Origin of the sequence: Microvirga subterranea (assembly GCF_003350535.1) — a bacterium.
GTDB lineage: Bacteria > Pseudomonadota > Alphaproteobacteria > Rhizobiales > Beijerinckiaceae > Microvirga > Microvirga subterranea.
The window spans coordinates 646,366-658,976 of record NZ_QQBB01000001.1 but is presented as its reverse complement, the minus strand read 5'-3'; the positions used below and the strand labels follow the sequence as shown (position 1 = coordinate 658,976).

Sequence of the window (12,611 nt, the reverse complement as noted above, 5' to 3'; positions counted from 1 at the left end):
TGAAAGACGTCGCGCGAGGCCAATCACTAAGGGATCACCGATCCCACGCGAAAAGCCCTCACCCATGAAGCCTCTCAGCGACGGCGAACGCGCCGAAATCCTCCCCGCTCTCGACGGCTGGACCCTGGTCGAGGACCGCGACGCGCTTCACAAGCGCTTCGTCTTCGACGACTTCAACGCCGCCTTCGGGTGGATGGCGCGGGTCGCGCTCGTGGCCGAGCAGATGAACCACCATCCGGAATGGTTCAACGTCTACAACAAGGTCGACGTGACCCTCTCGACCCATGACGCGAACGGCCTCACCCGCCGCGACGTGGAGCTGGCCCAGCGCATGGACCAGTTCGCCGCCGGCATCGCCAAGGCGCGATGACATGACGGAGATGCGGATCCTGAAGGGAGGCTGCGCCTGCGGCCGGGTGACCTTCGAGGCACTCGGCGAGCCGAAGCGCGTCGGCCTGTGCCATTGCATGACCTGCCGCAAGATCAGCGGCAGCGCCTTCAATGCCTTCGTGATCTACCCGGCCGACCGGGTGACGGTCAGCGGCGACGTCTCGCGGTGGTCGGCGACACCCGAATCCCAGCGCGGCTTCTGCCCTGTCTGCGGCTCGCCGGTCTTCGACCTGGATGCGGCTGACGAGATCGAGCTCACGCTCGGTACCTTCGACGCCCCCAACCTGTTCACCCCCACCTACGAAGGCTGGGCGGTCCGGCGCGAACACTGGGTCAGGACGCCGGACCTGATCTCCTACCCGGAGAACCGAGGCGAGAAGACGTCCTGAGAGTTGCCCCACACCCTCATGCGGGGGAACGAAGCGCGTTCACACAGCCTCATCCTGAGGAGGATTGCGCAAGCAATCCGTCTCGAAGGACGAGGCGTCTCCAGTGCGCGCTGGAAGCATCCTTCGAGACGCGGCTACGCCGCTCCTCGGGACGAGGGTGAGGGTGGGGCAAGCCTCAGGATAAGGCCGGTCGGCGTTCCGAGCCTTATTTCGGCTGCATGCGCAGCGCCCCGTCGAGGCGGATCGCCTCGCCGTTGAGCATGTCGTTCTCGATGATCGCCTTGACCAGGGTGGCGTATTCCTCCGGCCGGCCGAGGCGGGACGGGAACGGCACGTTGGCCTCGAGCGCCTTGCGGTAATCCTCCGCGATGCCCTCGAAGAGCGGCGTGTGGAACAGTCCCGGCATGATCGTCATGACCCGGATGCCGAAGCCCGAGAGGTCGCGGGCGACCGGCAGGGTGAGGCCGAGCACGCCGCCCTTGGAGGCGGAATAGGCCGCCTGCCCGATCTGCCCGTCCTGCGCGGCGACGGACGCGGTGTTGACGATCACGCCGCGCCCGCCGTCCGGGGTCACCGGGTCGAGCCCGGCCATGGCGGCGGCGCATTTCGAAATCATCGCATAGGTGCCGATGAGGTTGATCTCGACCGCGCGCCGGAAGGAGGCGACGTCGTGCGCGATCAGCTCGCCCGTGTCGCGCTTCTTGGTGACCGTGCGCTTGCCCGGCGCGATGCCGGCGCAGTTGACGAGGATGCGCTCGATCCCGTGCGCCGCCCGGGCCTGGCCGAGGGCCGCGTCGATCGAGGCCTCGTCGGTCACGTCCGCCCGGCAGAAGACCCCGCCGATCTCGCGGGCGACCTCGCCGCCGCGCTCGGCGTTCATGTCGAGGATCGCGACCTTCGCGCCCTGCGCGGCCAGCATGCGGGCGGTGGCCTCGCCGAGGCCGGAGGCGGCGCCGGTCACGACGGCTGCCATAGATTCGTCGAGCTTCATGGGTTTTCTCACTCCTCAGGATGGGGTCTGTTTAAGCCATCCCGCCCCGAGGGCGAAGCGAGTTTATCGAAGGAGCATGACCGCATGAGCGACGCATTCACGAAGCCTTTCACCAAGGCCGAGATGGACGCCATGCGCGCCGAACTCCGCGACGAGGAGGGCCTGACGCGCAAGTTCTGGGGCAAGCTGCGCCGCGTGGGCGGGAAGATCCCCTTCGCGGAGGACCTGGTGGCGGCCTTCTACTGCGCCACGGACCCCTCGACCCCGAACCGGGTCCGGCTCGTGCTCCTCGGAGCCGTCGCGTATTTCCTGCTCCCCACCGATGCGGTCGCCGACTTCCTGCCCCTGATCGGCTTCGCGGACGACGCGGCGGTCCTGGCCGCCGCCATCACCCAGGTGGCCGGCTCGATCACGGACGAGCACCGGGCCAGGGCGAAGGACGCGCTGAAGACGGACTGAGCCGGGAATCTCCCGAAGCACGGCCAATTCGACGCATCGTCTTTGTGACCGAGGTTGCTTACCCAAGATGGTGAAGAGTTCTTAACCATCTCGGCCGTATATCTCGCCCCATGATCGACACATTCCTCCAGCGCGGCCTTGCCGCGGGCATCATTTCCGCCGCCTTCATCATCGGAACCGGGCCTGCCGCTCTCGCCCAGGGGCAGCGCTCCACGCCGGCCGCCAAGCCTGCCGCGCAGAAGACGGCACCGGCCGCGAAGCCGGCGGCTGCGAAACCCGATCCCAAGTCCAAGGCCTCGACTGCCACCAAGGCCGGCGCCGGCGCGGCCGCGGGTGCGGCTGCAGGAGCCGCGGCCGCGCCGGCGACGGGCCCGGGCGGCGCGTCGCTTCTTGCGTCCTACGCGGACTGGAACGTCTACACGGCCCAGACCGGCCGCTCGAAGATCTGCTATGCCCTGAGCCAGCCCAAGGACCGGCTCCCGAAGAACCTCAATCGCGATCCGGCCTACCTGTTCGTGTCGTTCCGGCCGGCCGAGAACGTGAAGAACGAGGTCGCGCTGGTGCTGGGCTTCGCCGCCAAGGACAACGGCGCCGCGGAGGCCGCGATCGGCCGGGCGTCCTACGCGCTCCTGACCAAGGACACCAATGCCTGGCTGAAGAATCCGGCCGAGGAGAGCCAGGCCATCGCCACCATGGCGAGGGGCGGGAGCGTGGTGGTGAAGACGCTGTCCGCCCGCGGCAACCAGCTCACCGACCGCTATTCGTTGAGCGGCTTCAACCAGGCCCTGGACCGCGCCCGCAAGGAGTGCTCGTAACGGGGACGAGCGCCCGTCGACCCGACGAGGCGCGTTCCCCGTGAGAGCCGTTACTCGGCGAACCGAACCAGGGCGCGCAGCCCGTCGATGAGCAGCTTGCGGCGATCTTCGGACAGATCGTTCTCGCAGACGGCGTCGACCAGCGCCGCCAATTCCTCACGGCTGGGCCGCCGCTCCCGGATCTCGCTCGCCCACATGATGATCTGCGAGGCCCGGCTGGCGCAGGCCGGACACTCGTCGGCGATCTGGTGTGCCAGCGCAACGATGCTCTCGAGAGGTGAGGCTTCTGGATCCTGAGCCATTCCTGCCTTGCTCCCATGCGCTTCGATCCGGCGGCGCGGGCCGCTCCCGGGGCGCGCAGGCGCCGGCTTCGCCCGCGCGGTCAGCGCCGATCAGGCCTGTAGCCCCGTCCGGTTCTGGCGTAATCCGGCACGCGCGTCCCCCGATCTCCCGATCCGCCATGGATGAGCCAGGCCAGCAGGTAGCCAGCCGCTCCTGCGGCGAGGATCGCCAGCAAGGGGCTCTCCGTCACCCTGTCGCTGACGGCATGCCGACCCTCCCGGTACAGGCGCTCGGCCTCCGGGTAGCGCTCCGCCGTCTGACGCACGTAGTGCCGGCCCCGGTCGTAGGCGTCGCGAGCCATGCCCGAGACGTTCTCGGCCGCATCCCGCAGCCTCTCCTGGGCCTGACCGAGCAGATCCTCGGCCGTGCCCTGTCCGCCTGAGGCTTGGCGGCCGCCGGACTCCATGGGCCGTCCCTGCTGATCATAATCGATCGCCGTGCCCTTGGTGACGCTGACCGAGACGGGGTCGCTGGTCGGGAAGGTTTCCTCGATGGCGTGGTCGAGTTTGGCGTCGAGATTCTCCTTCGAGTTCTCGGGCAGATCGTTATCAGGAGGGCGGTTCGCCGACTGACTCGCCGCTTCGGAGGAAGCAGGCTTGCCGGGGGACGAGGGTGCGTTGACCATTGCGGTTCTCCCACGGGAGGCCGGCATTACAGGACGACATCCGGCCTCCTTTTCACCCGAATCAACGTCGAGCCGTTGGCCGCGTTCCGGATCAGGATGGCTGACCGGTTTCACCATCGCCGCACCGGTGCCGCGCCCCGAACCGGGATCAGGCTCCTCATCCCCGCAGGCCCATGATGCGCGGCCATGTCACGGGAACAGGCGCGCTCCGGGATGCTTTTTCCCGAGGACGCGCCCCCGCGTCCGTTCCCAGGAGGGAGCCATGGACAAAGATCGTGCCAAAGGCGCCGCCACCCGCATGGGCGGCAAGATGAAGCAAGCCGCCGGCGACCTGACGGGCGACACCAAGATGCAGACCGAAGGCAAGATGGACCAGGCCAAGGGCAAGGCCCAGAACGCCATGGGCAGCGCCAAGGATGCGCTCAAGAAATAGGTCCGGCCCGGACCAGATGGCAGCCCCGCCGGAGCGCCCGGCGGGGCTGTCCCGGAGAGCCTGAAAGGCTTTCGGCTTCTCCGGCGGCGGAAAATCACGCCGCCCCCTCACTTTTCCGACGCAATCGTATTATATGAGCCCTTCGTCCCCTCAAACGAAGGCATGCTTTCCCATGGCGACGGTGCTCGACATCGCCAAGCGCAACCCTCATGCGGCCCCCCTGGCCGTCAGCGATGCCGCGCGCGCAGCCGGCGGCGCGGCGATCGAGAAGACCGCCGAACTGACCGTGGTCGCAGGCGCGGCTCCCGGCGGGGCGTCGCTCGTCGGCCTCACCCGCGAGCAGCTGAAGGATTCGCTTCACGCCATCGGGGTGCCCGAGCGCGAGCTCAAGATGCGCGTCGCCCAGCTCTGGCACTGGATCTACTTCCGCGGCGCCCGCGACTTTTCCGAGATGACCAACGTCGGCAAGGGCCTGCGCGCGGCTCTGGCCGAAGCCTATACGCTTGCCCGCCCCGAGGTCGTATCCGAGCAGGTCTCGAAGGACGGCACCCGCAAGTGGCTGATCCGCATGCCCTCCACCGGCCCCTTCGACAAGGGCGCCGAGATCGAGTGCGTCTACATCCCGGAGGTCGACCGCGGCACGCTCTGCGTGTCGAGCCAGGTCGGCTGCACGCTCACCTGCTCGTTCTGCCACACCGGCACCCAGCGCCTGGTGCGCAACCTCACCTCGGCCGAGATCGTGTCGCAGCTCATCGTGGCCCGCGACATGATCGGCGACTGGCCGGACGCGACGCCGCCCGAGGGCGCCTTCGTGCCGACGGACGGCGGGCGCTTCGTGTCGAACATCGTGTTCATGGGCATGGGCGAGCCGCTCTACAACCCGGACAACGTGATCGCCGCCATCGACGTCATGTCGGACGGGGAAGGCCTGACCCTGTCCCGCCGCCGCATCACGGTCTCCACGTCCGGGGTCGTGCCGCAGATGGAGCGGCTCGGGGCCGAAGCCAACACGATGCTGGCGATCTCGCTCCACGCGGTGCGGGACGAGCTGCGCGACGAGCTGGTGCCGATCAACCGCAAATACGACATCAAGCAGCTCCTCGACGCTTGCCGGGCCTATCCGGGCCTGTCGAACGCCCGCCGCATCACCTTCGAGTACGTGATGCTGAAGGGCGTGAACGACTCGGACGCGGACGCGCGCGAGCTGGTGCGGCTCCTCAAGGGCATTCCGGCCAAGATCAACCTGATCCCGTTCAACCCCTGGCCGGGGTCCAAATACGAGTGCTCGGACTGGGAGCGGATCGAGCGTTTCTCCGAGATCGTCTTCCGGGCCGGCTACGCCTCCCCCGTGCGCACCCCGCGCGGCCGCGACATCCTGGCGGCCTGCGGCCAGCTCAAGAGCGAGACCGAGAAGCTGCGCGCCCGCGCCCGCCTGATGCTCGAGCAGGGCATCGGGGCCGAAGGCGTCTATGCGCTAGGGGACGGGGAGTAGGATCTGAACCGGCGAACTGCACCCCGAACGAGGGACGGCCGCTTCCCGGAAATATGATAACGTGATATCGTTCTCCGACGTCGTGTCGGAGACGATCATGCTGCGCATCATAGGGGGCGTTCTCGCAGCGAGCCTTACAGCTCCTTATCTGGCCTCGTTCTTCATCTTCCACCTGATGGTCCTGTTCGGCGCATCGAGCGGCGCCGATATCGTCTTCGGCGCCCCGTCGCTCTTCGACGAGTTCACCGACTCCCTCAAGTTTCTGGTGATCGGCACCCTTGGCCTTACGGTGTTCGGCCTGCCTATCCTCTTCGCCGCCGGAGCTTTGGCCTTTCTACTCAATGCCGTCGCCCTCCATGCGAAGCACCACGCCGTTCTGGGCGGGGCTATCCTGGGCGGCCTGTCTCTCACTCTGCTGTTCGGCGCGGAGCCGGACGATCTGAGAGTCTTTCCTCTCGCGGGCCTGCTCTCCGGTGCCATCTGCGGCTGGATCTACTGGCGCATTGCGTTGCGTCCGAGGCTGAACGAAGGGATATTCCGATAGGGCATTTTCACCTGGAGCGCAGGTCAAGCCCCTCCTTCGGAGCCACGGCGTGTCCCGAATATCGCGATGGATCGGCACCTGGCCCGCCTATCATCGATCCCGACCAACCATTCCTCCTGCCGGAGCAGTCCCATGCGCATCCCGACCCTCCTGTCCGCCCTTGTCCTGCTTGCTGCGGCCTCAACCGCCAACGCCCAGGGGCGGCCCGTCCCGGCCGATCCCCAGGTCCCGAAGGCCCGGACCGGGGCCACCTATACGAGCGAGCAGTCGGCCGCGATGGCCGACGCGGCGCGGGAGAAGACCGAGGCGCTGGAGCGGGCCCGGGACAAGCGCATGAAGACCCTCACGCGGGGCATCTGCACCGGCTGCTGACGCCGCCTTTCATGATTACGTGATCGCGCGCGGGTCGTCCTTCTGGCCGCCGACATTGCCGCCGTCGTGGCAGATGACGCTGATGCGCCCGTCGCCCTCGATATAGGCCTTCTTGACCTTGGCCGGGTCCTCGATGCCCTGCTGGCGCAGCTGGCTCAGCAGCTCGTCCTTGGTGATCATCTCCTGGCGCATGTTGCGGAAAAGCAGCTGCCCGTCCTTGATGAGCATGAGCGGCGGCGGGCGCGTGAAGCGCTGGAAGAACGGGAAGTGGTAGCCCAGCCAGTCGAGGGCGAAGTTCCAGAACACGATGGTGAGCACGAGGAGCGCGCCCTCGGTGATCGACTTGTACTCGGCCGCCATGGCGTTCTGGGATGCATCCGCGATGAGGACGATCACGAGCAGGTCGGCGATGCCGATGACGCCTGACTGGCGCTTGAGGAAGAAGCGCAGGATCGCGAACAGCCCGACATAGGTGACCGTGCCGCGCACGAAGATCTCGAGCAGGGAATGCTCCGGGACGAGGAGTTGCGCCCAATCGATGGCCATGCCGCTTCCTTCTCACGGCCAGGACGGGTGTCGCAGCCTCCCGGGGGAATTAGGGCCCGGGCGCCGGAACGCCATTGCGGCCGCGCTTGCCGGTAACGATGCACTAACCACGCTGGAAGGTGATGGGGGCGGAGCATGAGCCGTTGCGGGGGCTCGGGCGTTCACTTGGCACAGTATGCGTATGGAGGCGGCCATGACGATCCTCGATCCCAAAACCGGACAGCTCGTGACCATCGATCTGAAGCCCCGGCCGCGTCCGAAGCCTACGGGATCGCGCCAGGCGGCCGAGTGAGGAGGGGGCCCCTGCGGGTCGGTGCGCTTGTCTCGGGCGTCGTTTCATGGAATGGCAGTCCTGTCCTGGCGGGAGCCTCCCGGCTGCCGCGGACGCTGCCCCTTAGCGACCGGCGCAAGGCACCTTTGATGATCCGCTGGCTTCTGCTCATCCCGTTCGCGTTGCTCATCGCCATCGGCGCCAGCAGCTTCTTCCTGATGGTCGCGTCGATGATCGACCCGGTCATGGCGAGTCTGACGGGAGACACGCTCTTCGTCGGGTTCTGGAGCTTCGTCGACGCGGTCTTCTCGGCCGAGGACCCGGAGCCCATCGTGACGGAGGCGTTCCTGGCGGTCGGGCGGCTGGTCTTCACCCTGCTGGTCCTGCCGCCCCTGCTGGTGGCGGTCGTCAGCGAGGTGCTGGGGCTTCGCAACGTGATCTGGTACGCGGCCGCCATGGGCGCGCTCACGGCCTCTGTGCCGTGGATCCTGCGCGGAGCCGCCAGGATCGGCTCGCCGCTTGAGCTGCATGTGAGCCTCGTGCTCGGCCTCACGGGGGCGGTGGCGGGCCTGATCTACTGGGCCATCGCCGGGCAGGGGGCAGGACGGTCCGCCCAGGCCGCCGAGCGTCCCTGAACAAAAAAGGCGGAAGCCCCATGCCCCCATGCGGCTTCCGAAGTTCGGGAGGAACTCTGACTGATTGCCCTAGCCAGCATTGATACTTTGTATCATTCGTCTGGATGGATCAATTCGGCAGGATGGCCGGTCGATGGACTAGACCGTTCGGCCGATGACCGCGCCGACGTCGCCAGGATCCCGAGCGCGAAGGCCGAGACCAGCACCACCTCGGGGTTTGCCGGTCGATGCCGGCGCCGAGGCCTGGAACGTCATGGGGCACCTCGGGGCGAAGCGGCGGGATCGTGCCTGAGGCACCTCCAACGGGCCAGTGAAATGCGTCTTGTTGAAATGCCGGGCTTGCGCCATTTGTTGGAGCCAGGAAGCGCGAACCGAGTAGAGAGAGACGAGAATGGGAATGTTGTCGCCCGCACGGATTCGTGCCGCCCTGACGGTCGTCGTCCTGGCCCTGGGGCTTTCCGCCTGCGGGATCAACAATGTCCCGACCTACGAGGAGCGGGCGAAATCCGCCTGGAGCGAGGTGCAGAACCAGTACCAGCGCCGCGCCGACCTCATTCCCAACCTCGTCGAGACCGTGAAGGGCTTCGCCCAGCAGGAGCGCGAGGTGCTGACCCAGGTGACGGAGGCCCGCGCCAAGGCGACCCAGATCCAGGTCGACGCCTCGACCGTGACCGACCCCGAGAAATTCCGCCAGTTCCAGGAGGCGCAGAACCAGCTTTCCGGAGCGCTCGGCCGCCTGCTCGCGACGGTCGAGCGGTACCCTGAGCTGAAGTCGAACGCCAACTTCCTGGCCCTGCAGTCCCAGCTCGAGGGCACCGAGAACCGCATTGCGGTCGCCCGGCGCGACTACATCGAGGCGGTCCGGGTCTACAACACGGAGCTGCGCACCATCCCCGGCCGCTGGATCGCCTCCATCGTGTATCCCGACGCGAAGCCGATGGAGACCTTCGCGGCGACAGCCGGATCGGACCGCCCGCCGCAGGTGCAGTTCTGATCGAATGAAAGCCTTCGACCCCATCCCCTCCCCCTTGTGGGGAGGGACAGGGTGGGGGTGCCGGCGCACCGCAGAACCGAAGGTGGCGCCCACACCCCCTCCTCCAACTCCTCCCCACAAGGGGGAGGAGGGCAAGTCTGCGCTTTTTCTGATCGTCGCGCTGCTGCTTCTCCTCGTCCCCGTTGCGGCCCTCGCCCAATCCTTCCCGCCCCTCACCGGCCGGGTCGTGGATGCGGCGGGCCTGCTGACGCCGGACGCGCGCGCGGCGCTCGACGCGAAGCTCAAGGCGCACGAGGACAAGACCACCGACCAGGTGGTGGTCGCGACCGTGCCGTCCCTCGACGGGCTCACCATCGAGGATTACGGCAACCGCCTGTTCCGGCAGTGGAAGCTCGGCCAAGCCGACAAGAACAACGGCGCTCTCCTGCTCGTCGCCCCGAACGAGCGCAAGGTGCGCATCGAGGTCGGCTACGGGCTCGAGGGCGCGCTCACCGATGCCCTGTCGAAGGTGATCATCACCACGGCGGTCGCGCCGCAGTTCCAGAAGGGCAATTTCGCCGGCGGAATCGATGCGGGCGTCGACGCCATGCTGTCCATCCTGACCGGCGACGCCGAGGAATGGCACCGCCGCGCGCAGGTCCGCGAGGACGAGACCAGCGCCATCGATCCCGTGGTGGCCTTCGTCATCATGCTGATCCTGTTCATCGTGATCTCGCGCATGATGAGCGGCGGCGGCCCGCGCGGCGCCCGGCGGATGCGGCGGGGCGGACCCTGGATCATTCCCACCGGCGGAGGCTGGGGCGGCGGATGGTCGGGCGGATCGGGCGGAGGCGGCTTTTCCGGCGGAGGCTTCTCGGGAGGAGGCGGGTCGTCCGGCGGCGGCGGCGCTTCGGGGAGCTGGTAGGATGATCTCTGCAGAGGATCACGGGCGGCTCGAAAGCGCCATCCGGGACGTGGAGGACCAGAGCGCGGGCGAGCTCGTCGTGGTGGTGGCCGGGCAGGCGAACCACTACCGGTCCGTTCCGCTTCTCTGGGCCTTGCTCGCCGCCCTCGTCGTGCCGTGGCCGCTGATCTGGTTCACCGACCTCCCGCCCGTGCGCATCTTCCAGGCGCAGCTCCTGGCGGCGCTGGCGTTCGCCCTGCTCCTGTCCTGGCCGGCTCTGCGTTTCGCCCTGGTGCCGGCGGCCGTGAAGCGCGCCCGGGTCCATGAGGCGGCGGCGCGGGAGTTCTTGAGCCGCGGGCTCACCCGCACCCGGGACAAGACCGGCATCCTGATCTATGTGGCGCTGGCCGAGCACCATGCGGAGATCCTGGCCGATTCAGGCATCGCGGACCGGGTCGGGCCGGAGGTCTGGCACGACATCATCGCGAAGCTTACGGGCGAGATCCGGGAAGGACGGCTGGCCGACGGGCTTGTGGCCGCCATCGGGGAGGTGGGCGCCATCCTGGCCCATCACGCGCCGGCGCGCTTCGACGACACCGACGAGCTGCCGAACCGGGTTATCCTGCTCTAGGTTCGATTACCGGAGGCTCGCGCTCCGGGCGGCGCCGAGGATCACGCCCGGCCGGGACTCGTCGGATGTCTGGAGGAGCACCACGTAGCCGTCGGCGCCGCCGCGGGCGGCCTCCAAGGGCACCTCGAACCGGGCCGAGCCGCCCCGCCATTCGCCGACGCGCTTCAGGCCGCGCACCACATTGGCGTAGGTGACCGTCTTGCCCCGGTTCTCGCCGCGCTCGATCGGAACCGTGTGCTCGCGCAGGACCGGCAGCACCCAGACCTCGGCGGCGCGCATGTCGGCCATGTCGGTCTCGCGCACATTGATCGTGACGGTGTCGTTGGTCTCCTTGAGGTCCACGTCGAGCGGCAGCTTCGCCTGGGTGCCGGTGGCGTCGCGGATCGAGGCCTCGACCCGGGTCCGGTCGGACCCGATGCAGGGCTTGGCGCCGTTGATGATCATCTGGGGAGTGTAGACCTGCCGGTCGCTGCGGGCATGCGCGTAGGCCTTCTGGCGCTCCGTGAAGGATTTATGGGCGAGCGTGTCCTTCCAGCCGAGATAATCCCAGTAGTTCACCGGGAACGACAGGGCGACGATGTCGGGCTCGCGGGCGAGTTCGGCCAGCACGGCGTCGGCGGGCGGGCAGGAGGAGCAGCCCTGGCTCGTGAAGAGCTCGACGACCGCCCGGGGCGGATCGGCCTGGGCCGGCTGCAGGAACGCAGCGAAGAGGACGGCCGCAGAGAACAGTTTCGATCGTGACACCATGATGCCTGCCATCGAACACGAAACCGGCCTCAAGGGAAACTCACTTTACCTTGAGCACCGGCTGGCCTTGACCGGTCGCAGGGACGCGCCAGCGGCGGTGCATCCAGAGCCATTGCTCCGGATGTTCGCGCACCCAGCTCTCGACCACCGACGTCATCTCCTGCATCGCTCCTTGAACGTCGATCTGGCCATCCGGATCCCGCGGCAGGTTGAGGGGCGGCGTGAGCTGGAGCCGGAACCGGTGATTCGGCAGCCGGATCACCCGGACCCCGTGCACCGGGCAGTCGAACCGGCGCGCGAACTTGCCGAGAATCGGGTTCACCAGGGCCGGGCGGCCCATGAAGTTGACCACCACGCCGCGGGTGAAGTGCTGGTCGATGAGCATGCCCAGATGCCCGCCCTTCTCCAGCGCGCCCTGCATGGCGAAGGCCGCTCCCTGGCGCGCGGCCTCGAGCCCGCCCATGGTCTCGCTGCGGATCTCGTGCAGGACCCGGGCCACGGCCGGGTCGTTGGGGGGGCGGAAGACCGCCGTGGTGTCGAGCCCGAACCGGGCCGCGCAGATCGCCGGCAGCTCCCAGTTGGCCAGATGGGCCGAGAAGATGATGCCGGGCCGGCCGTCGTCGCGCAGGGCCAGGAAGTGGTCGATGCCGTCCACCTCGGTGCGGCCCAGCACGGAGCTGTCGGGGTCGAAATCGAAGAGCCGGCCGAGATGCGGGTACTCGCCCCCGACGCGCCCCAGATTGTCCCAGGCGGAGAGCGCCAGGGCCTTCACGTCCTTCTCGGGCATGTCCGGATAGACCGCCCGGATGTTGGCAAGCGCCGTCCTGTGCGCCGGCAGCCAGGGGCCGATCGTGCGGGTGAGCGCCGCCCCGATTGCGGCCGAGCGCTCTGGGCCGAGGGCCCGCGCCAGGGCGAAGACGCCGCGCACGACGCCGACCATGAGGGTTTCGGTCAGGCGGGAAGCGAGGCTGCGGGGGCGTTTGGAAGCGTGAACCACGAAATCGATCCTGGCGTGGGAAGCCTTTTGCAACGGGAGACGGGTCTTTTTCGCG

18 protein-coding genes are annotated in these 12,611 nt (G+C 68.0%); 12 read left to right on the top strand and 6 right to left on the bottom strand.

The features are described from left to right. Positions 1 to 64 precede the first annotated feature (64 nt). Positions 65 to 370, top strand: a complete 306-nt coding sequence (locus DES45_RS03145; protein ID WP_114768491.1) for a 4a-hydroxytetrahydrobiopterin dehydratase — start codon at positions 65 to 67, stop codon at positions 368 to 370. A gap of 1 nt (position 371) precedes the next feature. Next, positions 372 to 779, top strand: a complete 408-nt coding sequence (locus DES45_RS03140; RefSeq protein WP_173949848.1) for a GFA family protein — start codon at positions 372 to 374, stop codon at positions 777 to 779. A 205-nt stretch (positions 780 to 984) separates the two neighbouring features. On the opposite strand, the gene DES45_RS03135 is transcribed toward DES45_RS03140, so the two are convergent. After that, on the bottom strand, positions 985 to 1,770 hold the full coding sequence (locus DES45_RS03135) for an SDR family NAD(P)-dependent oxidoreductase (RefSeq protein ID WP_114768490.1): 786 nt from the start codon (positions 1,768 to 1,770) through the stop codon (positions 985 to 987). A 123-nt stretch (positions 1,771 to 1,893) separates the two neighbouring features. Here DES45_RS03135 and DES45_RS03130 point away from each other — a divergent pair, with 123 nt between their 5' ends. Both DES45_RS03130 and DES45_RS03125 read left to right on the top strand, forming a co-directional pair. Further along, on the top strand, positions 1,894 to 2,229 hold the full coding sequence (locus DES45_RS03130) for a YkvA family protein (RefSeq protein WP_245429751.1): 336 nt from the start codon (positions 1,894 to 1,896) through the stop codon (positions 2,227 to 2,229). Positions 2,230 to 2,339: 110 nt separating this feature from the next. Then, complete coding sequence (locus DES45_RS03125) at positions 2,340 to 3,044, top strand: invasion associated locus B family protein (protein ID WP_173949849.1); 705 nt, start codon at positions 2,340 to 2,342, stop codon at positions 3,042 to 3,044. A 50-nt stretch (positions 3,045 to 3,094) separates the two neighbouring features. On the opposite strand, the gene DES45_RS03120 is transcribed toward DES45_RS03125, so the two are convergent. Together DES45_RS03120 and DES45_RS25350 are read right to left on the bottom strand one after the other, a co-directional pair. Beyond that, positions 3,095 to 3,346: a hypothetical protein gene (locus DES45_RS03120; RefSeq protein WP_114768488.1), complete on the bottom strand. Its 252-nt coding sequence runs from the start codon at positions 3,344 to 3,346 to the stop codon at positions 3,095 to 3,097. An 80-nt stretch (positions 3,347 to 3,426) separates the two neighbouring features. After that, positions 3,427 to 4,011, bottom strand: a complete 585-nt coding sequence (locus DES45_RS25350; RefSeq protein ID WP_173949850.1) for a hypothetical protein — start codon at positions 4,009 to 4,011, stop codon at positions 3,427 to 3,429. A 262-nt stretch (positions 4,012 to 4,273) separates the two neighbouring features. Between DES45_RS25350 and DES45_RS03110 the strand changes: the two genes are divergently transcribed. The 4 genes from DES45_RS03110 (at position 4,274) to DES45_RS03095 (ending at position 6,852) form a co-directional block, all read left to right on the top strand. After that, entirely contained in the window at positions 4,274 to 4,444 is a 171-nt protein-coding gene (locus DES45_RS03110) for a CsbD family protein (protein WP_114768487.1), read from the top strand. A gap of 172 nt (positions 4,445 to 4,616) precedes the next feature. Then, on the top strand, positions 4,617 to 5,936 hold the full coding sequence (rlmN, locus tag DES45_RS03105) for a dual-specificity RNA methyltransferase RlmN (RefSeq protein ID WP_245429712.1): 1,320 nt from the start codon (positions 4,617 to 4,619) through the stop codon (positions 5,934 to 5,936). A gap of 97 nt (positions 5,937 to 6,033) precedes the next feature. Next, on the top strand, positions 6,034 to 6,480 hold the full coding sequence (locus DES45_RS03100; protein WP_170151367.1) for a hypothetical protein: 447 nt from the start codon (positions 6,034 to 6,036) through the stop codon (positions 6,478 to 6,480). A 132-nt stretch (positions 6,481 to 6,612) separates the two neighbouring features. Further along, a complete protein-coding gene (locus DES45_RS03095; protein ID WP_114768485.1) occupies positions 6,613 to 6,852 on the top strand; it encodes a hypothetical protein in 240 nt (79 codons plus the stop codon). A gap of 15 nt (positions 6,853 to 6,867) precedes the next feature. Here DES45_RS03095 and DES45_RS03090 read toward each other — a convergent pair whose 3' ends face one another. Next, positions 6,868 to 7,398: a DUF421 domain-containing protein gene (locus DES45_RS03090; protein WP_114768484.1), complete on the bottom strand. Its 531-nt coding sequence runs from the start codon at positions 7,396 to 7,398 to the stop codon at positions 6,868 to 6,870. A gap of 420 nt (positions 7,399 to 7,818) precedes the next feature. Between DES45_RS03090 and DES45_RS03085 the strand changes: the two genes are divergently transcribed. The 4 genes from DES45_RS03085 to DES45_RS03070 all read left to right on the top strand — a co-directional run bounded on the left by DES45_RS03085 (position 7,819) and on the right by DES45_RS03070 (position 10,812). Beyond that, positions 7,819 to 8,304, top strand: a complete 486-nt coding sequence (locus DES45_RS03085; protein WP_114768483.1) for a hypothetical protein — start codon at positions 7,819 to 7,821, stop codon at positions 8,302 to 8,304. Between the two features lie 391 nt (positions 8,305 to 8,695). Further along, a complete protein-coding gene (locus DES45_RS03080) occupies positions 8,696 to 9,298 on the top strand; it encodes a LemA family protein (RefSeq protein ID WP_114768482.1) in 603 nt (200 codons plus the stop codon). A gap of 148 nt (positions 9,299 to 9,446) precedes the next feature. Then, the gene (locus DES45_RS03075) at positions 9,447 to 10,202 is read left to right on the top strand and encodes a TPM domain-containing protein (protein WP_425374255.1); all 756 of its coding nucleotides are present in this window, start codon (positions 9,447 to 9,449) and stop codon (positions 10,200 to 10,202) included. Between the two features lies 1 nt (position 10,203). Beyond that, on the top strand, positions 10,204 to 10,812 hold the full coding sequence (locus DES45_RS03070) for a TPM domain-containing protein (RefSeq protein WP_114768480.1): 609 nt from the start codon (positions 10,204 to 10,206) through the stop codon (positions 10,810 to 10,812). 6 nt (positions 10,813 to 10,818) lie between these two features. Here DES45_RS03070 and DES45_RS03065 read toward each other — a convergent pair whose 3' ends face one another. Both DES45_RS03065 and DES45_RS03060 read right to left on the bottom strand, forming a co-directional pair. Continuing rightward, complete coding sequence (locus DES45_RS03065; RefSeq protein WP_245429708.1) at positions 10,819 to 11,559, bottom strand: DUF1223 domain-containing protein; 741 nt, start codon at positions 11,557 to 11,559, stop codon at positions 10,819 to 10,821. Positions 11,560 to 11,599: 40 nt separating this feature from the next. Continuing rightward, positions 11,600 to 12,556 (bottom strand): lipid A biosynthesis lauroyl acyltransferase, encoded by a 957-nt coding sequence (locus DES45_RS03060; protein WP_281024060.1) that lies wholly within the window; start codon positions 12,554 to 12,556, stop codon positions 11,600 to 11,602. Between the last annotated feature and the right edge of the window lie 55 nt (positions 12,557 to 12,611).